Annotated in this window: 12 protein-coding genes and 2 pseudogenes; 9 read left to right on the top strand and 5 right to left on the bottom strand. The window is 67.0% G+C overall.

Annotation, left to right across the window (positions count from 1 at the left end; all coding sequences use genetic code 11):
• The first annotated feature begins 223 nt into the window (after positions 1 to 223).
• Positions 224 to 2,542, top strand: a complete 2,319-nt coding sequence (gene purL, locus AB4Z47_RS08490) for a phosphoribosylformylglycinamidine synthase subunit PurL (RefSeq protein ID WP_441949295.1) — start codon at positions 224 to 226, stop codon at positions 2,540 to 2,542.
• A 116-nt stretch (positions 2,543 to 2,658) separates the two neighbouring features.
• On the opposite strand, the pseudogene AB4Z47_RS08485 reads toward purL, so the two are convergent.
• Positions 2,659 to 2,935 (bottom strand): annotated as a pseudogene (locus tag AB4Z47_RS08485) (YiaA/YiaB family inner membrane protein); the annotation flags it as partial.
• A 187-nt stretch (positions 2,936 to 3,122) separates the two neighbouring features.
• Here AB4Z47_RS08485 and AB4Z47_RS08480 point away from each other — a divergent pair.
• From AB4Z47_RS08480 to AB4Z47_RS08455, 6 genes and pseudogenes are all read left to right on the top strand, one after another.
• Positions 3,123 to 4,835, top strand: a complete 1,713-nt coding sequence (locus AB4Z47_RS08480) for an alpha/beta hydrolase (RefSeq protein ID WP_441949398.1) — start codon at positions 3,123 to 3,125, stop codon at positions 4,833 to 4,835.
• The gene (locus tag AB4Z47_RS08475; protein WP_441949293.1) at positions 4,832 to 5,476 is read left to right on the top strand and encodes a CPBP family intramembrane glutamic endopeptidase; all 645 of its coding nucleotides are present in this window, start codon (positions 4,832 to 4,834) and stop codon (positions 5,474 to 5,476) included. The genes AB4Z47_RS08480 and AB4Z47_RS08475 overlap by 4 nt, the downstream gene beginning before the upstream one ends.
• Positions 5,477 to 5,806: 330 nt before the next feature.
• Positions 5,807 to 7,276 (top strand): serine hydrolase domain-containing protein, encoded by a 1,470-nt coding sequence (locus tag AB4Z47_RS08470; protein WP_441949291.1) that lies wholly within the window; start codon positions 5,807 to 5,809, stop codon positions 7,274 to 7,276.
• A gap of 319 nt (positions 7,277 to 7,595) precedes the next feature.
• Positions 7,596 to 9,959 (top strand): hypothetical protein, encoded by a 2,364-nt coding sequence (locus AB4Z47_RS08465; RefSeq protein ID WP_441949289.1) that lies wholly within the window; start codon positions 7,596 to 7,598, stop codon positions 9,957 to 9,959.
• A gap of 124 nt (positions 9,960 to 10,083) precedes the next feature.
• A pseudogene (locus AB4Z47_RS08460) lies at positions 10,084 to 11,222 on the top strand (RNA-guided endonuclease InsQ/TnpB family protein); the annotation flags it as partial.
• A 100-nt stretch (positions 11,223 to 11,322) separates the two neighbouring features.
• On the top strand, positions 11,323 to 11,700 hold the full coding sequence (locus AB4Z47_RS08455) for a sterol carrier family protein (protein WP_441949287.1): 378 nt from the start codon (positions 11,323 to 11,325) through the stop codon (positions 11,698 to 11,700).
• A 186-nt stretch (positions 11,701 to 11,886) separates the two neighbouring features.
• On the opposite strand, the gene AB4Z47_RS08450 is transcribed toward AB4Z47_RS08455, so the two are convergent.
• A complete protein-coding gene (locus AB4Z47_RS08450) occupies positions 11,887 to 13,230 on the bottom strand; it encodes a YhgE/Pip domain-containing protein (protein ID WP_441949396.1) in 1,344 nt (447 codons plus the stop codon).
• A gap of 215 nt (positions 13,231 to 13,445) precedes the next feature.
• Between AB4Z47_RS08450 and purF the strand changes: the two genes are divergently transcribed.
• Positions 13,446 to 15,041, top strand: coding sequence for an amidophosphoribosyltransferase (gene purF, locus AB4Z47_RS08445; RefSeq protein WP_441949285.1), 1,596 nt, complete (start codon positions 13,446 to 13,448; stop codon positions 15,039 to 15,041).
• 207 nt (positions 15,042 to 15,248) lie between these two features.
• Entirely contained in the window at positions 15,249 to 16,325 is a 1,077-nt protein-coding gene (gene purM, locus AB4Z47_RS08440) for a phosphoribosylformylglycinamidine cyclo-ligase (RefSeq protein WP_441949283.1), read from the top strand.
• Positions 16,326 to 16,470: 145 nt separating this feature from the next.
• Here the strand turns inward: purM and AB4Z47_RS08435 are convergent, their stop codons facing one another.
• The 3 genes from AB4Z47_RS08435 to AB4Z47_RS08425 form a co-directional block, all read right to left on the bottom strand.
• Positions 16,471 to 16,683, bottom strand: coding sequence for a DUF3073 domain-containing protein (locus AB4Z47_RS08435; protein WP_441949281.1), 213 nt, complete (start codon positions 16,681 to 16,683; stop codon positions 16,471 to 16,473).
• A gap of 175 nt (positions 16,684 to 16,858) precedes the next feature.
• Positions 16,859 to 17,812, bottom strand: a complete 954-nt coding sequence (locus AB4Z47_RS08430; protein ID WP_441949279.1) for an asparaginase — start codon at positions 17,810 to 17,812, stop codon at positions 16,859 to 16,861.
• Positions 17,809 to 18,531 carry an MOSC domain-containing protein gene (locus AB4Z47_RS08425; RefSeq protein ID WP_441949278.1) on the bottom strand — a complete coding sequence of 241 codons (723 nt, stop codon included), beginning with the start codon at positions 18,529 to 18,531 and terminating at the stop codon, positions 17,809 to 17,811. Before AB4Z47_RS08425 ends, AB4Z47_RS08430 begins: the two co-directional genes overlap by 4 nt.
• Between the last annotated feature and the right edge of the window lie 76 nt (positions 18,532 to 18,607).

Genomic DNA, 18,607 nt, shown 5'->3' with positions numbered 1-18,607 from the left:
GGCTACGTCCACCCGACACACCGCCGCGGGAATGGTCACGGACCACGGCCGGTGCTGCTGCTGCGCCCTCAGCTGCACGGCACTTACACACTGCCTCTAGACTTACACCCAGGCATCTCGCCGCAACCCAGTGACAACGCTCGTCGCTTCGCTGAGTTCGCCCACCCCGCCGGCTCCGCCGGCTTGCCGACCCCCTGCCCGGCCGAAAGGACCCTGGTACTCCGTGACTCCGCAGGTCGACACCGTCAGCGCAGCCGCAGCAAACCCCGATGTGCCGCAACCCTACAAAGAACTGGGCCTCAAGGACGACGAGTACGCCCGCATCAAGGAAATCCTCGGTCGGCGGCCGACCGACGCCGAGCTGGCGATGTACTCCGTCATGTGGAGTGAGCACTGCTCCTACAAGTCCTCGAAGGTGCACCTGCGTTACTTCGGTCAGACCACCACGGACGAGATGCGCAAGTCCATGCTCGCCGGTATCGGTGAGAACGCGGGCGTGGTCGACGTCGGTGACGGCTGGGCGGTCACCTTCAAGGTGGAGAGTCACAACCACCCCTCCTATGTCGAGCCGTACCAGGGCGCGGCCACCGGCGTCGGCGGCATCGTGCGCGACATCATGGCGATGGGCGCGCGGCCGATCGCGGTGATGGACCAGCTGCGCTTCGGCGCGGCGGACGCGGCCGACACCCGTCGCGTGGTGGACGGCGTCGTGCGCGGCGTCGGCGGCTACGGCAACTCGCTCGGCCTGCCGAACATCGGTGGCGAGACCGTGTTCGACGCCTCCTATCAGGGAAATCCGCTGGTGAACGCGCTGTGCGCAGGCGTGATGCGGGTCGAGGACCTGCACCTGGCCTTCGCCTCCGGGACCGGCAACAAGATCATCCTGTTCGGCGCGCGCACCGGCCTGGACGGCATCGGCGGCGTTTCGGTACTCGCCTCGGACACCTTCTCCGATGATTCGGACGGGTCGCTTGCGGGTGCCGACCACCAGCGCAGCCGCAAGAAGTTGCCCTCGGTGCAGGTCGGCGACCCATTCACCGAGAAGGTGCTCATCGAGTGTTGCCTCGAGCTGTACGCGGCGAAGCTGGTCGTCGGCATCCAGGACCTCGGCGGCGCCGGATTGTCCTGCGCCACTTCCGAGCTCGCGGCCGCAGGCGACGGCGGCATGCACATCGAGCTGGACAAGGTGCCGCTGCGCGCGGCCAACATGACCCCCGCCGAGGTGCTCTCCAGCGAATCGCAGGAGCGCATGTGCGCGGTGGTCAGCCCGGAGAACGTGGACGCGTTCATGGCCGTATGCCGCAAGTGGGACGTGCTGGCCACCGTGATCGGCGAGGTCACCGACGGCGACCGGCTCGTGGTCACCTGGCACGGCGAGACCGTCGTGGACGTGCCGCCGCGGACCGTCGCGCACGAGGGCCCGGTGTACGAGCGCCCGGTTCAGCGCCCGGACGAGCAGGACGCGTTGATCGCCGACACCCCCGACAACCTGACCCGACCGAAAACGGCCGACGAGCTGCGCGCCACGCTGCTGCAGATGATCTCCAGCCCGCAGCTGTGCAGCCGCAAGTGGATCACCGAGCAGTACGACCGCTATGTGCGCGGCAACACCGTGCTCGCCGAGCACGCCGACGCCGGCGTCATCCGGATCGATGAGGCGACCGGCCGCGGCATCGCGCTGGCTACCGACGCCTCCGGTCGCTACACCAAGCTGGACCCCTACGCCGGCGCCCAGCTCGCGCTGGCCGAGGCATTCCGCAACGTCGCAACCACCGGCGCTACTCCGAAGGCGGTCACCAACTGCCTCAACTTCGGTTCGCCGGAGGACCCCGGCGTGATGTGGCAGTTCCAGCAGGCCGTGCGCGGTCTCGCGGATGGTTGTGTGGCGCTGGGCATTCCGGTCACCGGCGGCAATGTGAGCTTCTACAACCAGACCGGCCGGACCGCGATTCTGCCGACTCCGGTGGTCGGCGTCCTCGGCGTGCTCGACGACGTGCACCGCCGCATTCCGACCGGGCTCGGCTTGGAGCCGGGCGAGACGCTGATCCTGCTGGGCGACACCCGCGACGAGTTCGGCGGCTCCATCTGGTCGCAGGTCACGCACGACCACCTCGGCGGCGTCCCCCCGCGGGTCGACTTCGCCCGTGAGCAGTTGCTCGCCGAGGTCCTCACCGCCGGTTCGCGCGACGGCATGATCAGTGCGGCGCACGACCTTTCGGAGGGCGGGCTCGCCCAGACGATTGTCGAGGCCGTGCTGGCCGGTGAGACCGGTTGCCGCATCCTGCTTCCCGAGGATGCCGACCCGTTCGTCATGCTGTTCTCCGAGTCGGCGGGCCGCGTGCTCGTTGCCGTGCCACGTTCGGAGGAGACCAGATTCACCCGCATGTGCACCGCCCGCGAGTTGCCGTGGGTGCGCATCGGCGTGGTCGACCAGGGGTCGGATTCGGTCGAGGTGCAGGGCCAGTTCTCGGTCACCATGGACGAGTTGCGTGCCGCGCACGAGGGCACGCTGCCGAAGCTGTTCGGCGCGAGCACGATCTGACTGTCGGCCGCCGGAAGATCTCGACAGCTGAAGTGCTCGCTGGAACGCTCGCTCGAGCGGACCCGGACCCCTCGACTGCCGGGCCCGCCCAAGCGGGCGTGGTCAGCGTATGTGGACGGATTGTGTTCGGCGAGCAGCTTTTCCATCCGCGCCTGGTCGATGCGACCGTGCACGGTCGCGGCCGCATGCTGGTCGCGCACCACCTTTGCGAGCGTGAACGTGCGCGTCACCAGGAAGAGCATGGACATCGCGAAGACCGCGCTGCCAGAGGTCCAGTGGCAGATAACAGATGCCGACGCCCGCCCCGAAAAAGCTGACACCGAACGCGATCGCGGCCTGGGCGACGAACGCCGAGGTGGTCTTCGGCTGTGCGTCGGGTGTGTGCTCATGGATGCGAAGTCTGCGGACTCGGCGGTGCGAATGACCGCGTACAACTACTCGAACGGACCGGGTAGTTGCCGTGCGCGGGCATATGGCCTCCACGGTGGTGTGTCGACGGCGCACGTGTCGCGGCCGGGCAACGCGTCGGGCCGACGGCGGCGACCGCCATACTGGTCGAGTGCTGGAGACCGCCACGACAATGCAGAGGCTGCGTAAGCGCGGCGTCGCGGTCGTCCGGCGGGCCGAGGAGGTCATCGACCTGAACTACGTCGGCCTGGTGGTCGCGACGGTATTTTTCGCGCTGTCGGTGACGCCGTCGCTGCTGCCGCGTGACTGGCTGTTCCAGGGGTTGATCAGCGGGGTCAACGCCGCGCTCGGGTACGGCGTCGGCTGTTTACTGGAATGGTTGTTCCGGCTGTGGGTACGGCCGCGGCTGAAGGTTCCCGCGCCGCCCACCTGGGTGCGCTACGCGGTGAAGTCGGCCATCCTGTGCACCGCCGCGCTGAGCGCCGCTTTCATGCTCGTGCAGTCGGCACGCTGGCAGCGCGAGATCACCGCGCTGATGGGCATGGAGGGCACCACCACGCCCGCCTACCTGCGCACCGGTCTGCTGAGCGTGGCGATCGGCGCTGCGGTGGTCGCGGTGTACCGGACGGTGCGCGAGATTATCCTGTTCCTGGCACCCTTGCTCAACCGATGGGTGAAGGTGCCGCGCGAACTGGCGCCGGCGGCGGGGTTCCTCGTGCTGGTCGTGCTGGCCGTGACGATCTTCAACGGCGTGGCCTCGCGGGCGTTCTTCGCGGTGGCCAACTCCGCCTTCAGCGTGCGCAACGACCACAACTCGGAGAACGCGGTCCAGCCGCAGCAGCCGGAGCGCTCGGGCAGCCCGACCTCGCTGGCGAAATGGGAGACCCTCGGGTTCGAAGGGCGGTGGTTCGTCTCCCACGGCCCCACCGCGGGTCGCATCACCTCGGTCACCGGCAGGCCGGCCAAGGAACCGATCCGGGCCTATGTCGGTCTGGAATCCGCCGAAGACGGCGAGGAGCAGGCCGAGCTGGCGGTGTCCGAACTGGAACGGACCGGAGCGTTCGACCGGAAGGTGCTCGTGGTGGTCACCACGACCGGAACCGGGTGGGTGAACTCCATGGCGACCGGTGCGATCGAGTACATGTACGGCGGCGACACCGCCATCGTGGCCACGCAGTACTCGTATCTGCCCAGCGTGCTGTCGTTCCTCGCCGACCGCGGCAAGGCGACGGCCGCGGGCAAGCGCCTGTTCGACGCGGTGTACCAGCACTGGACGGCACGACCGCCGCAGCTGCGGCCGAAGCTGCTGGTGTATGGGGAGAGCTTGGGTTCGGAGGGGTCCGAGGCCGCCTTCGACGGCTTGGCCGACCTGCGGGCCAAGGTGGACGGCGCGCTCTGGGTCGGCCCGCCGAACTCGAACCGGCTGTGGAAGCAGTTCGTTTCGCGCCGCGATCCGGGCTCGCGCGAGGTCGAGCCGGTGTACGCGGACGGGCTCGTCGTCCGGTTCGCCTCCGACAGTGCCGATCTGGCGCGGCCCTCGTCGGAGTGGCGGCCGCCGCGCCTCGCGTACCTGCAACACGCGTCCGACCCCATCGTCTGGTGGTCGCCGGATCTGATCTTCTCGAAACCTGATTGGTTGTCCGAGCCGCGTGGGTCGGACGTGTCTTCGCAAATGCGCTGGTGGCCGTTCGTGACGTTCTGGCAGGTCGCCGCCGACCTCACCAACGCACAGGGCGTCACCGACGGTCACGGGCACCGCTATGGCAGCCTGGTGCTGGACGGCTGGGCGGCCATCGCGGCGCCACCGGACTGGACCGCGGAGATCTTCGAGCGGATCCGGGTCGAGCTGGAGGCCTCGGAGGAGTACGAGCGGAAGATCAAGTGAGCCGACTGCGTGTCGCGGGAACGGCTGCGGCCGTTGCCGTTCCGCTGGCTTGGAGCAACTGGGTGCTGCCCCGGCTCGGGCTCGGCATCCGTGGCCGGACCGCGGCCAATGCCGGTTTCGCCACCGGATACGCGCTCACGCTGCACGGCAGGCCGAACTGGTGCGCGTCGCGTGGCGTGCGTTACGGGTTGGCCTCTGCGTCGATTGTCACCGCCGGTTATGCTGCGGCCCTTGCTATTTCGTCGGCGCGGCACAGTCTGGGAGAATTCGCCGATCGCGGCCCTGAGGTGTCGGCCGTGGAGTGGGTTGTCGTGCACATCCCGATCGGTACCGTCTACAGCGAGGAGCTGGTCTTCCGCGCCACCTTGGATCCCTTGCTGGACAAGGCTTTCGGCACCCGCGTCGGCGCGCTTCTCGGCGCGGTGACCTTCGGGCTGTGGCATATCGCGCCCGCGCGTGCGGCAGGTGACAGCGCGCCCGCCACTGTTGCCGCGACCTCGGTGGGCGGCTTCGTGTTCGGCTTGCTGCGCCGTCGCGCTGAGAGCGCCGCTGCCCCGGCCTTCCTGCATCTGGCCGTCAATGCGGGTGGAGCGGTCGCTTCTCGGCTCGCCTGTCGTCGCGGGTCGTTCCGTAGCGGCTGAGCCGGAGCGACTGCGTTCGATATCGAGGACCGTTCGGTGGCTGGGTCCGCTCACTGTCGTGCTGGTTTCGTCAACGTGCGGGAACGTAGGCGGCGATCAGATCCGCAGGTCCGCCGAGGTCCTGAACGTGCACACCGCTGCGTCGTGCTCAGTCGTGTCAGGCGGGGTCGTGCCTGAGCATGGTCGGCTGTCGGCTGGTTTTGTGCGGACTTCGGTCATTCGTCAGTAGCCGTGCCGAGTACGCACTTGCGCACATCGTTCCTTGTTGAGTACAGTGTGCGCATTAGGGAACGACGTACTCGTCGACTGGAAGAAATCGGGAGCAAAGCGATGTCGAACACTGTGAGCTGGGACGCGGCGGGCGATTGGAATGTCCGGGGGAGCTGGGGGAGCGCGGACTCGTCCGGCCGCCGGTTCTCCGTCGCGCGGTGGCAGGCGCGGCTCGACGAGCTGCGCGCCACGCACCACGTACCGGGCGCATCGCTCGCCGTGCTGGTCGACGGACAGGTCTACGAGATCGCCAGTGGCGTCCTGCACCGAGGAACCGGAGCGGCCGTGACGAACGACTCGGTGTTCCTGTGCGGCTCCGTCGCCAAGGTCTACACCGCGACGATGATCATGCGGCTCGTGGACCTGGGCAAGCTCGACCTCGACGCTCCGGTCGTGGACGTGCTGCCCGAGTTCGCCACACCCGACTCGGACGCGACGCGGCGGATTACGGTCCGGCAGCTGCTCAGCCACACCGGTGGCGTGACAAACGATTTCAACCACGACACCGGCCGTGGCGACGACTGCCTCGCCGAATATGTCAGGGCCGCACGGGATGTCGCGCTGGACTGCGCGCCGGGGACAGCGATGTCGTACGGCAGCCTCGGCTACGTGGTACTCGGACGGGTGATCGAGGTGCTCACCGGCAAGACCTGGGATCAGGCGGTGCGCGACCTGCTCGCCGCCCCACTGGGACTCGAGCATCTGGTGACCCTGCCGGAGCAGGCGCTGCGGTTTCGCGTCGCGATGAGCCACCTCGGCGAGCCGGGCGCCGACCCGGATCCCGCACCGGAGTGGGATCTCATGCCCCGCTCGGTCGCGCCGGCGGCGCGGGTGATCAGCTCGGCGGGCGACATGGTCCGTTTCGCCCGCATGCACCTCGATGGTGGGCTCGCCGCCGACGGCACCCGGGTTCTTTCCGCCGAATCGGTCGCGGCCATGCGGCATCGCGAGATCGACGTCCCGGACAAGTGGACAGTCAGCGCCGACGGCTGGGGCCTCGGCTGGACCCTGTACGACTGGGAAGGCATCAAAGGATTCGGCCACGACGGCGCCGCAATCGGCCAGTACGCCTATGTGCGGGTGGTACCGGAGGCGGGGGTCGCGGTTGCTCTGCTCACCAACGGCGGTGGCGCACGCCAGCTGTATGCGGCTCTGTTCCGCGAACTGCTCGCCGAGTTGGCGGACGTCCGCATGCCCGACCCGTTCGGCCCGGCCGACCCGCCGGTCGCGGTGGACATCGCCCCGTTCGTCGGCACCTATCGGCGCGCCGGTGTTGTGGTCACCGTCACCGAACGCGCCGATGGCACCGGCCACATGCGCTACGAATTCGTCGACGGCATGGCGGGCGTGTCGCCGGCGCTGAACATGGAACTGACTCCGGTCGCGCCCACCGTGTTCGCCGCCTCCGGCGCGGGGCCATCCTTCAGCGAGGACTACATGCCGGTCGTCTTCGCCACCCTCGCCGACGGCACCGAATGCTGCTACGTCGGCGTGCGGGCCACCCCGAAGCAGTCGACCGAGACTGCCTGACCGCCACCATCACGCCCCCTGCGCCGAGCAACAGCCGCGCAGGGGGTCGGCCACGTCCGAGCTAACTCGTGGCATGCCGCTCCCGCATTGCAGCAGAACATGTTTCAGCGCTCATGCGAGCGGTCCCGGCTTTCGAATTACGTCACTTGTTGTTCACGCAATGTCGTCAACCTTGTCTGCAGCCCGTCAATGAGACGAACGTACTGTCCCTCTATGCCTCGCTCTGGAGCCGGAAAGTGATTGTGCTCGAGCAACACCCGGTAGTGGTTGACGGGGCCGAGCTCCTGAGCCGTCCGACGAGTAACGACCTGCATTGGCGGTGACCGAGGACGATGAGTTCGACATGGGATGGGGACACTTTCATGCACACCTGCTCCGCGGCAGCGGGATTCGTCGCATCGTCACGATGACCCACCTCGACAGTCCCGGGTTTCGACAGCGCCACGCCTCGAGAATCGATCCGAACCAGATCTTCGATGAGTTGATCCGGTTTCGCCTGCGCTGGGCGAATGTCGGACCGTGGCGGCGGCGCGCGGTCTGGCTGGTGTTGATTCTGTTGGCACTCTTTGTCTTTCCTGGCGCTGTGGGTGCGGTGGCCACCGCACAGCATCAGGCGGCCTCTGCCGGTAGTGCGTCCGAGGTCGACGGCCTGAGTTGGATGAATATCAAGGACTCGTCCGGCATTCCGCTGGCCAACTATCTGTTCGCCAGCGATCATGGCGGCCCGCTGAACCCCGGCGCCACAATCGTGTGGGCGGTAGTCGGTCTGGAGTTCATCGGTTACCTCGCCATTGTCACCACAGCGATTTGGTTGATCGGGTACGCGTTGAGCTTCCGGTGGCTGGACATGTTCTCCTCCGCGCTGCGCGGAGTGGCGGATGCGTTGACCGGTCAAGTGGCGACACCGTTGGTGTTGGTGACAGCGGCGGCGATCGGGGCGTTCTTCGTGGCGTGGTTCATCGTGCGGGGCTACCACGCAAAGGCCGCGATGCAGGTGGTGACGATGCTCGGGGTGGCGATAGTGGGGCCGGTGTTCCTGTCCGAGCCGCTGGAGGATGTGTTGTCCTCGCACGGGTTGCTCGCGCAGGGCCGTGATCTGGGTATTTCGGTGGCGGCCGGTTTGAACGGAAACGGTAACCCGAATCCGAACCAGTTGGTGGCGACGATGCAGGGGAATCTGGCCGATAATTTCGCGCGGCGTCCACTGCAGGTGTGGAACTTCGGGCATGTGGTCGATGAGCGGCCCGCGTGCCGGTCGGTGTGGTCGGCGGGCGTGCTGGCCGGTGACGACGACCGGGTGAAGAACGGTATGAAGGCATGCGGGGACACTGCCGCGCACGCCAAGGCCGCGAACCCGAGTATGGGCCAGATCGGCACCGGGCTGATGTTGTTGGTCTGTGGCGGGATCCTGCTGTTGTTCGCGGCCTACCTCGGTATCAAGGTCATCAAGGCTGCCTTGGACACGATCTACCACGGGTTCATGTCGATCTTCGGGTTCGCCGCGGGCGGATTCGTCTACGGTCCGAGCCAGACGTTCCTGGTCCGCAACCTCGTCGACAGTTTCATCGCCGCCGCACGGATGACCGCCTACACCATCTTCCTCGGTGTCTATCTGCTGTTCATGGGCAACCTGTTCCAGCAGGCCCGCGGGCAGGTGATTGCGGTGATCGTCATCGCGGGCGCCGTCGAAATCATCGCGATCTCACAGCTGAAGCGACTCTCCCAAAGCCTCACCAGCGGCAATGACTGGATTGCCAATCGGTTCGCGCTCGCGGTACAAGGCGGTCAGGTCAAATCCGCGAGTAGCAGTGGCGCGGCCCTCGGCATGGGCACGTCCCATGCCGCCAGCTCCGGCCGTGGGTTGGTTGCCGGACTCGCGGCACTCAACACCATCAACTCCTCACCAGTCTCAGCATGGCTCGCCGCGGGAACGACCAACCCCCTCAACCCGCAGGCACGCGGACGCAGGCGGATTGATCTGGCCAACGTCGAAATCGCACCGATGCGGCGGGAATCGCACACCTGGGGCCAGCTGGCCCGGACGAATTGGCGAGTGCTGGCCGTGGAAGCCGCTGCCGACTTCGGCGGAATGCACACCGAACTCGGGGTCGCGAACGCACTGAAACGCCTGGAAGACAGCAAAATCCCCGACGCGCAGCTGCCCGGTGCCCTGATGTCTGCCGGTGGCAGCCGCGAGCACGTCGGCAATGCCATACGGGCCCTGAGTACCCAGAAGTCGACGACGTCGCAGAACCAGAATAGTTTCAAACCACTACAGAAGGCCGTTGCGGCGGCACGCGCCGTGGAAAACCATGTGGACGACGATGCGCGCAGGGCCTTCGCCGCGCAGGCCGTTGTCGCGGCGAACAGCTTCGCCAGGAATACCAGCGCGCCACCCCCGGGTGCGCCTATCGATCACCGTTTCATCGAAACCGTTGAGCAGAATTGGCATTCGGACCGAGCACTGCGCGCCGCGATCACGCCTGATGAATGGAACGGCGTCGGTCGTGCCACGCGTTGGGAAATCGGGCAGCGGGTGGCGCGGATGCACCGCGATGCCGCGCACGCTTACCACGCGGATCAATCCGAGCTCAACCGTGCACGGCTGATGGAGTCGACCCGACGGATTTCCAATCTGGACCATATGGATCCCGGTGGTGGGCTCGACCCATGGGACCCGTAAACCGGCCGGGCCGTCAGCGGTAACGTCGGCGATGTGACGATGGTTCGTAGCGCGCATGCTCCGTCGTTCGCGGCGGAGTTGGCACATCGAGTCTGCGGCACGCTGACGTGCTGCCATGTCGAACATGTGTTCGAAAGTGGTGAAGCGGGCCTACAAATACCGCTTCTACCCCACGGGCGAGCAGTGCGAGCAGCTCGCCCGCACCTTCGGCTGTGTTCGCTACGTGTACAACCGAGCATTGGCGGAGCGTTCGCGGGCGTGGACGCAGGAACAGCGCAGGATCAGCTACGCCGAATCCGACAAAATGCTCACGCAGTGGAAACGCGACCTCGAAACCCATTGGCTTACCGAGCCATCCAAGAGGCCACTGCAAACGGCGCTGCGAAACCTGCAAAGCGCCTACGACAAGTTCTGGCGCAAGCAGACCGGTTACCCCCGGTTCAAGAAGAAAGGCCGCTCCAAGGAGTCGGCGACCTACTTCTCGAACTGCTTCACCTACCGCGACGGACAGATCGGACTCGCCGAACAATCCGAGCCGCTGGACATCCGCTGGTCCCGGACGCTGCCCGATGGTGCCTCACCTTCGCAGGTCACAGTGTCGAAGGACGCGCGTGGCCGCTACCATATTTCGATCCCGGTCGAGGACACGATCATCGAGCACACGGCGACCGGCGGCGCTATCGGTGTGGACGCGGGAATCGCGAGCCTCTACACGTTCTCCGGTGGGGAGAAGGTATCGAATCCGCGGCACGAGAAACGCGGCCGGGAGCGACTCGCGAAGGCTCAGCGTGCCCTCTCCAGGAAGCGGAAGGGCTCGCGGAACCGGGCGAAAGCCAGGCTCGGAGTCGCGAGAATCCATGCCCGGATCGCCGACCGGCGCCGGGACCATTTACACAAGCTCTCGACTCGGTTGGTGCGCGAAAACCAAGTGATCGCGATCGAGGACCTGAGTGTGCGGAACATGGTCCGCAATCGATCGTTGGCTCGCGCCATCTCCGACGCGAGCTGTCGCAGTTCCGGTCGATGCTCGAGTACAAGGCGAACTGGCACGGCAGCACCGTCGTTGCTGTCGACCGGTTCTATCCGTCGTCGAAAACGTGCTCGACATGCGGGCGCGTCAATACGTGAATGCCGCTTCACGTGCGCGAGTGGACATGCCCTTGCGGGGCGTTCCACGACCGAGACGTGAACGCGGCAAAGAACATCCAAGCCGCCGGGCTGGCGGTTCTAGCCTGCGGAGATGGTGTCAGACCGCCCCGCAGCCGATGCTGGGAGGCAACCGTCGATGAACCAGGAAACCCCCGCCCGCGAGGGTGGGAACCTCCGCCCTTCAAGGCGGAGAGAAGCCAAGCGACGAGGGACGGTGGACCGGGGGGAGCTGCAGGCTGCGGTGGCGGCGGTGAGTGTATGGCTGCGGGACGACACGGCACCGGCTCCCGCGCGCACCGAACTCGCGGTGGCGGTCCGCACCACCGCGCGCACCCTTGCCGCGAACGCCCCGGGGCACTCGGTGGAGGTCCGGGTTCCCCCTTTCGTCGCGGTGCAGTGCATCGAGGGGCCGCGACATACCCGGGGAACCCCGCCGAACGTGGTGGAGACCGATCCGCGCACCTGGCTGTTGCTGGCCACCGGCCTGCTGGAGTTCGACACGGCGGTGAATTCCGGTGCGGTCAGTGCCTCAGGAAACCGAGCAGCCGAGGTGGCACACTGGCTGCCGTTGGTCCGGGCCACCACCAACTGAGCCACGAACGCTGCGCTCACTCATGTCTCCACCTCGCTGGCGCTCGGCTCCGCCATGACTGAGCGATGCTCAGCTGTGCCTGTTGTTCGTTCGCTGCGCTCACTCATGTCTCCACCTCGCTGGCGCTCGGCTCCGCCATGACTGAGCGATGCTCAGCTGTGCCTGTCGTTCGTTCGCTGCGTTCACTCATGTCTCCACCTCGCTGGCGCTCGGCTCCGCCATGACTGAGCGATGCTCAGCTGTGCCTGTTGTTCGCTCGCTCATGCCCTGGACGTGATTGCCGCGGTGCAGTCCCTTGCGGTCGTAGAAGCGAGTGACCACAGTGCCGAATACCAGTCCGATCGCAAGGCCGAAGACTGTCATCCACACCCCGCGCGACAACCCCGCCTCGAAATCGGCATCGAAGTAGAGGATCGACCGGATACCAAGGAACACCTGGTGCATCGGCTCGAACGAGGCCAGCCAGCCGAAGTACTTCGGCGTCGCCTCGATCGGGACGGTGCCACCGGAGGAGGGCAAGCCGAGGATGACGAACAGGATCAGGTTCACCAGCAATCCCGCCGAGCCGATCGACGCGAGCATGGACAGCCCGGTCGCCCCCACCGCGATGATGGCCAGCGCACTGTAGAGGTACAGCGCGAGCGGATGGTCGATCGGCATTTCCAGCACCTTGCCGACGATCAGGAATACCGCCGAGCTGATGTTCGCGGCCACCACCAGCACGCCCCACTTGATCAGCAGCGTCTTGAAGCGTGAGATCGGCGTCGGTGGATAGTGCACGTACCACGGCCCGTATTCGGTGGGCACGAAACCGAGTCGGGCGTCGATCATGGTGTGGATGACCATCGCGCCGACCATGCCGGCCAACAACAGCAGCAGCGCATAGAAGAACCCGATGAGTCCCTGCCCGGTGCCGTCGGGCAACGGGTGGTATTGCTGCACTACCACTTGCACCGGCTGCGCGAGCGCGACCCGGGTCGCGCCGGACAGTTCGGGCGCGGGCGGGCCGCCCGGCCGCGGCGCGATCTGCGCGTTCACCTGATCGGTCAGCTGCTTGCCGACTTGCTTGTTCACCTCGGTCAGCGCCTCGTTGCCGACCCGGAGCACGATCTGGGTGCCGAACGCGCCGGTACGCGGGTTGGTCTGCAACGTGATGATCGGCCGCTGGATGTCTCCGGGTATGACACTGCCCACACCGAGAATGCCGAGCCGCTTGCTGAAATCGCTCGGGATGACGATCGCGCCGTAGACCCGCCCGGACTGCATTTGCCGCTCGGCCTCGTTGATGCTGATCACGCGCAGGTCGACCTTGTCGGACGGCACGCCATGCGCCAGCGCGTCCGTGATCTGGTTGCCGAAGTTCGCTTGTCGCTGCTTGTCCGCGGTCCCGATGGTGTCGCCGACATCCTGGTTCACCAGGGCGATCGGGAAGTCGTGCAAGTTCTTTTCCGGATCGATGACGTAGTCGAGATACATAATGCCCAGCAGCGCCGTCAGCAGTGTCAGCACGCCGATCGGGGCGAGCACCATTCGAGCCCAAGGCCTGCGCGCAGGCGCCGTGGCCGACCCCGTCCTGCCCGCGTCGTCCGTAGTCGTCACGGCCCGCACGGTAACAGTTGTGGGTGTCGGAAATCTGTAGGTATACCGGGCGGATTGCTGCTCGGACGCGGTGGCGGTGATCGTCCGCCGGCATTCACCCGTAGAATGGGAACTGCCCCCAAGCCCGCCCGATCAGGGAGCAAACGGTGACCAACGCCGAACAGCCGGTCGACAGCACTTCCGCCACCCCGGTTTACGCCGTCCCGGACGTGGACGAGAACGAGCCACGCGAGGAGTGTGGTGTCTTCGGAGTCTGGGCGCCGAGCGAGGAAGTGGCCAAGCTCACGTATTACGGCTTATATGCGTTGCAGCACCGTGGGCAAGAGGCGGCGGGTATCGCGGTGTCGGACGGGTCGCAGATCCTCGTATTCAAGGACCTCGGTCTGGTCAGCCAAGTGTTCGACGAGCAGACGCTGGCCGCCATGCCGGGCCACATCGCAGTCGGTCACTGTCGCTACTCCACCACCGGGGGAGTGACCTGGGAGAACGCCCAGCCTATCTTCCGCACCACCGCGGTCGGTTCCGGACTTGCCTTGGGGCACAATGGCAATCTGGTCAACACTGCCGAATTGGCAAGCCGCGCAAGAGAACTCGGCCTACTCGCCGCTACCGTCCGGGACGGGCGTCCGCAGCCCGCCGCGGCGACCTCGGACTCGGACGTGGTGACCGCGCTGCTCGCGCACGCCGCGGCGGACTCCAGCATCGAGCAGGCCGCCATGGAACTGCTGCCCACCCTGAAGGGCGCGTTCTGCCTCACCTTCATGGACGAGCACACCCTGTACGCCGCGCGCGACCCGCACGGCGTACGGCCGCTCTGCCTCGGCAGGCTGGATCGTGGCTGGGTCGTTGCCAGTGAGACCGCCGCGCTGGACATCGTCGGTGCCGCGTTCGTACGCGAGATCGAGCCGGGCGAACTGCTGGCGATCGATGCCGATGGCGTGCGCTCGATGCGCTTCGCCAACCCCGAGCCGAAGGGCTGCGTCTTCGAGTACGTGTATCTGGCCAGGCCGGACAGCACCATCGCGGGCCGTTCCGTGCACGCCACCCGGGTGGAGATCGGTCGCCGCCTCGCGAAGGAGCATCCGGTCGAGGCGGATCTTGTGATCCCGGTGCCGGAGTCCGGCACCCCGGCCGCCGTCGGTTACGCACAGGGTTCGGGTGTTCCCTACGGCCAGGGGCTGATGAAGAATGCCTACGTCGGGCGCACCTTCATCCAGCCGAGCCAGACCATTCGGCAGCTGGGCATCCGGCTCAAGCTCAACCCGCTACGCGAGGTCATCCGCGGCAAGCGCCTGATCGTCGTGGACGACTCGATCGTGCGCGGCAACACCCAGCGCGCGCTGATCCGGATGCTGCGTGAGGCGGGCGCGCTGGAGATCCACGTGCGGATCGCCTCGCCGCCGGTGAAGTGGCCGTGCTTCTACGGCATCGACTTCGCCTCGCGGGCGGAGCTGATCGCCAACGGCGCGGGCACGGAAGGCAGCTTCGAGGACATGGTCGAGGGCGTGCGCCGATCGATCGGCGCCGACACGCTCGGCTACATCTCCACCGAGGGCATGATCGCCGCGACCGAGCAGCCGCGCTCCCGGCTGTGCTGCGCGTGCTTCGACGGCGATTACCCGATCCCGCTGCCTACCGAGGCCGCCATCGGCAAGAACGTGCTCGAAGGCATGTTGACCGGGCAGTCGGAGTCAGCGCTGCTGAGCGAGAACGCGAATGCGAGCGCGCTGAGCCGTCCGTGAACGTGCCAGGCCCGGTGGCACAGCGCCGTCGCCGGGCCAGGACATCGGAACTGTTCAGCGCGAATGTCGCGGACTGATGGTCCGCATTACGGTTTGCTCCGCCGGATTGTCAAGAGGGTGAGCCAACACCGGTGCGGGGTCGTTATCCGACTCCGGTAGCGTGAGCAGGCATCTATCCACCGATTCGGTTTGGAGCTCTCCCCGAAAATGACTGAACAGACCCCTAGTGGTGGTGCCTCGTATGCCGCGGCCGGCGTGGACATCGAGGCAGGTGACCGCGCAGTCGAGTTGTTCGGACCATTGGCGAAGAAGGCGACCCGGCCCGAGGTGCAAGGTGGCCTCGGCGGTTTTGCCGGACTGTTCGCACTGAAGGGAGGCTACCGGGAACCGCTGCTCGCTGCCTCCACCGACGGCGTAGGCACTAAGATCGCGGTCGCGCAGGCGATGGACAAGCACGACAGCATCGGCTTGGATCTGGTCGCGATGGTGGTGGACGACCTCGTGGTGTGCGGCGCGGAACCGCTGTTCCTGCAGGACTACATCGCCATCGGCAAGGTCGTCCCGGAGAAGGTCGCCGAACTCGTCTCCGGCATCGCCGAGGGCTGTGTGCGCGCGGGTTGCGCGCTGCTCGGCGGTGAGACCGCCGAGCATCCCGGCCTGATGGACCCGGACGACTACGACCTGTCCGCGACCGGTGTCGGTGTGGTCGAGGCCGATGCGGTGCTCGGCCCGGACCGGGTCCGCCCCGGCGACGTCGTGATCGCGATGGGGTCCTCGGGCCTGCACTCCAACGGCTACAGCCTGGCCCGCAAGGTGCTGCTCGACATCGACCGCATGTCGCTGACGGGGTACGTCGAGGAATTCGGCCGCACCCTCGGTGAGGAGCTGCTCGAGCCGACCAGGATCTACGCCAAGGACTGCCTCGCGCTGATCGCCGAGACCGATGTGCGCACCTTCGCACACGTCACCGGCGGCGGGCTGGCGGCCAACCTGGCCAGGGTGCTGCCCCCGGGCATGGTGGCCGAGCTGGACCGCGGCACCTGGAACCCGGCGTCGGTGTTCAAGATGATCGCGCAGCGCGGCCGGGTGGAGCGGGCCGAGATGGAGAAGACGTTCAACATGGGAGTCGGCATGGTCGCTGTCGTCGCCCCGGAGGATGTCGACCGGGCGCTCGCCGTGCTGACCGCGCGGCACATCGAGTGCTGGACGTTGGGCACTGTCAAGAAGGCCAAGGACGCCGACGCCGTGCGCGCCGTCCTGCTCGGTGAGCACCCACGGTTCTGACAGCGGTGGAAGACACACCGGAGTCCCGCATCATCCGATGCGGGACTCCGGTGTGTTGCAAGCCTTTTCGGCACCAGTCCGTCAACCCGCGACAACGCTCGAAGGGGGAGGCCCGCCGGCCTCCCCCTTCAGACGTTTATCCGAGTCAGCGGCGCCAGTCGTCGTAGTCGTCGCCCTGTTCCCAGCGGGACAAGGATTCGTCCGCGTCGTGCTCATCGGACAGCACACCACCACTCCGCTGGGAGTTGGGGCTTCCGGAGAGCTCGCGCTGAAGGCTCGCGAAGTCGGTCGACGGCGAGCTGTACTTCAGCTCGCGTGCGACCTTGGTCTGCTTTGCCTTAGCCCGGCCACGGCCCATGGCTGACCCCCTCGCGTCACTGCGGGGCGGCCTGGGGTTTGGTGGCGGCCCCGTTCGAATTAATACTCTTCCTGACAGACACTTTAGCGTGTGTCTGGCGGTCTCGCTTCCAGGAGTGGGTGAAGATCTCCGGAACCGTTGTCGTTTGCCCGGTTGTCGCCCTCGGGGGGAATCGCTATACGACCCCCGGAATCGCGCGGATCACACCGACTCGGGCACCGCCGCCGAGCACCGCGGGGGCCGCCAGCTCCGCGTGCGCGTCGGTCCAGTCGACCCCCAACCGATGCAAAATGGCCAGCGTCAGCGGTATTCGGGCCCGGTCGTGGCCGTCTTCGATCTTGTATGCGAAGGCCGAGCCGTCAGGCAGCGCTCCCGCGTGCACGCCGTCCGCGCCGATCTTGCAGACCAGGCCGGGGGTGGCCTGCATGGCAAGCAGATCGGGCCCATTCGTGCCGGAAATCACTCGCGGATGGGCTCGGATGGCGTCGGCCACCCGGCGTTCCGGGGAGCCGGGTGCGGCCGTCGCCATTGTCGCGAACACCCGGGCCAGGTTCACCAGCGAGACCGGGATGATCGGCAGTCCGCAGCCGTCGATGCCGAGATCGGTCTCCGGCTCGCCGGTCAGATCGGCGATCGTGGCGATGATCGCCTGCTGCAGCGGATGGGCCTCGTCCAGGTAGCCCTCGGTCGGCCAGCCGTTGATCGCGCAGGTCGCGAGCATCGCCGCGTGCTTGCCGGAGCAATTCATGTAGATGCTGCGCGGTTCCTGCGCGCCGGTGAGCACCGCCGCGCGGGCGCGCTCGTCGAACGGCAGGTCGGGCGGGCACTGGAGAGATTTCTCATCGAAGCCGAAGCGTTCGAGCAGCCTGCGCACCAGCGCGATGTGGTCCGGCTCGCCGTAGTGCGAGGCGGTCGCGATGGCCAGTTCGGCGTCGTCGACCGGTTCGAAACCGTTCCGCAGCAGGGTGATCGCCTGCATCGGCTTGTTCGTCGAGCGCGGGAAGATCGGCAGGTGCACCTCGCCGAGCGCGACGGTCGGCTCGCCCGCGACGTCGAGTACCACCACCGAGCCGCGGTGCACGCACTCGCGGAAGCCGGAGCGGACGACTTCGACCAGTTCCACACTCACAGTTGCGCTCCCGTGCCGAGGTCGTCGGTACTGGTCACCGCGTCCCGGCGGGCGGCGGCCAATGCGGCGGCGGTATGCCTGCGCGCGTGTCGTTCGACCTGCACACGCACGTCATCGGAGATGGTCGGTTCCTCGGCGAGCAAGATCGCGAGCAGGTCGGGGTCGGCGCCGGTGAAAAGGTCGCGGACGGTGATGCCGTGCTCAGGGACGTGCACCACCGACACCCCATCACCCGCGCCGATCGTGCCCTCTGTGAGCACCCGCAGATAGGCGCCCGTGTCGCTGCGCAGCGTGAACCGCTTCACCCACTGCTGTTCTCCGCTCCAATGCTGGAATGTTGCGCAGGGCACGCGCGGCGCGCTCACCTCCAGCAGAGTGTTGCCGATAGACCAGCGCGCACCGATCACCGCGTCGCTGACGGCGAGCCCGGCGATGCGGAGGTTCTCGCCGAACCAGCCCGCGGGCAGCTCGCGGCCGAGTTCCACGCCCCAGGTGCGCGCGTCGGTGTCGGCGTAGGCGTAGACGGCCTGGTGCACGCCGCCGTGATGCTTGGTGTTGCAAACGTGATCGCCGTCCAGGCCGAGGGTACGGACCGCGACTCGGCCCGGTACCGGACGCTTGTCGATCGCGGTGCGCCCGACCCGGCCAGGTATCTCCAGGTCGGCGTGCACCACGCACGCCGCGAGGATCTCTCCGGAGTCACCGACACGCACAGGCACTGCTCCTCTCGTAGCGGATGGGGAGCTCGCCGCTGTGCGGGTCGGGATGTCGCTGGGCGTCGAGCGGCCCGCGTCG

This window comes from Nocardia sp. 2TAF39 (assembly GCF_052114905.1).
Taxonomy (GTDB): Bacteria; Actinomycetota; Actinomycetes; order Mycobacteriales; family Mycobacteriaceae; genus Nocardia.
Note: the sequence above shows the minus strand (reverse complement) of the source record. Positions and strands in the feature narration are given on the sequence as shown.

Coding starts and splice junctions, on each gene's coding strand:
- AB4Z47_RS08470 (WP_441949291.1), top strand. CDS start 5,807: ATGTCGAACACTGTGAGCTGGGACGCGGCGGGCGATTGGAATGTCCGG.
- AB4Z47_RS08450 (WP_441949396.1), bottom strand. CDS start 13,230: ATGGTGCTCGCCCCGATCGGCGTGCTGACACTGCTGACGGCGCTGCTG.
- AB4Z47_RS08480 (WP_441949398.1), top strand. CDS start 3,123: ATGCAGAGGCTGCGTAAGCGCGGCGTCGCGGTCGTCCGGCGGGCCGAG.
- AB4Z47_RS08435 (WP_441949281.1), bottom strand. CDS start 16,683: ATGGGCCGTGGCCGGGCTAAGGCAAAGCAGACCAAGGTCGCACGCGAG.
- purM (WP_441949283.1), top strand. CDS start 15,249: ATGACTGAACAGACCCCTAGTGGTGGTGCCTCGTATGCCGCGGCCGGC.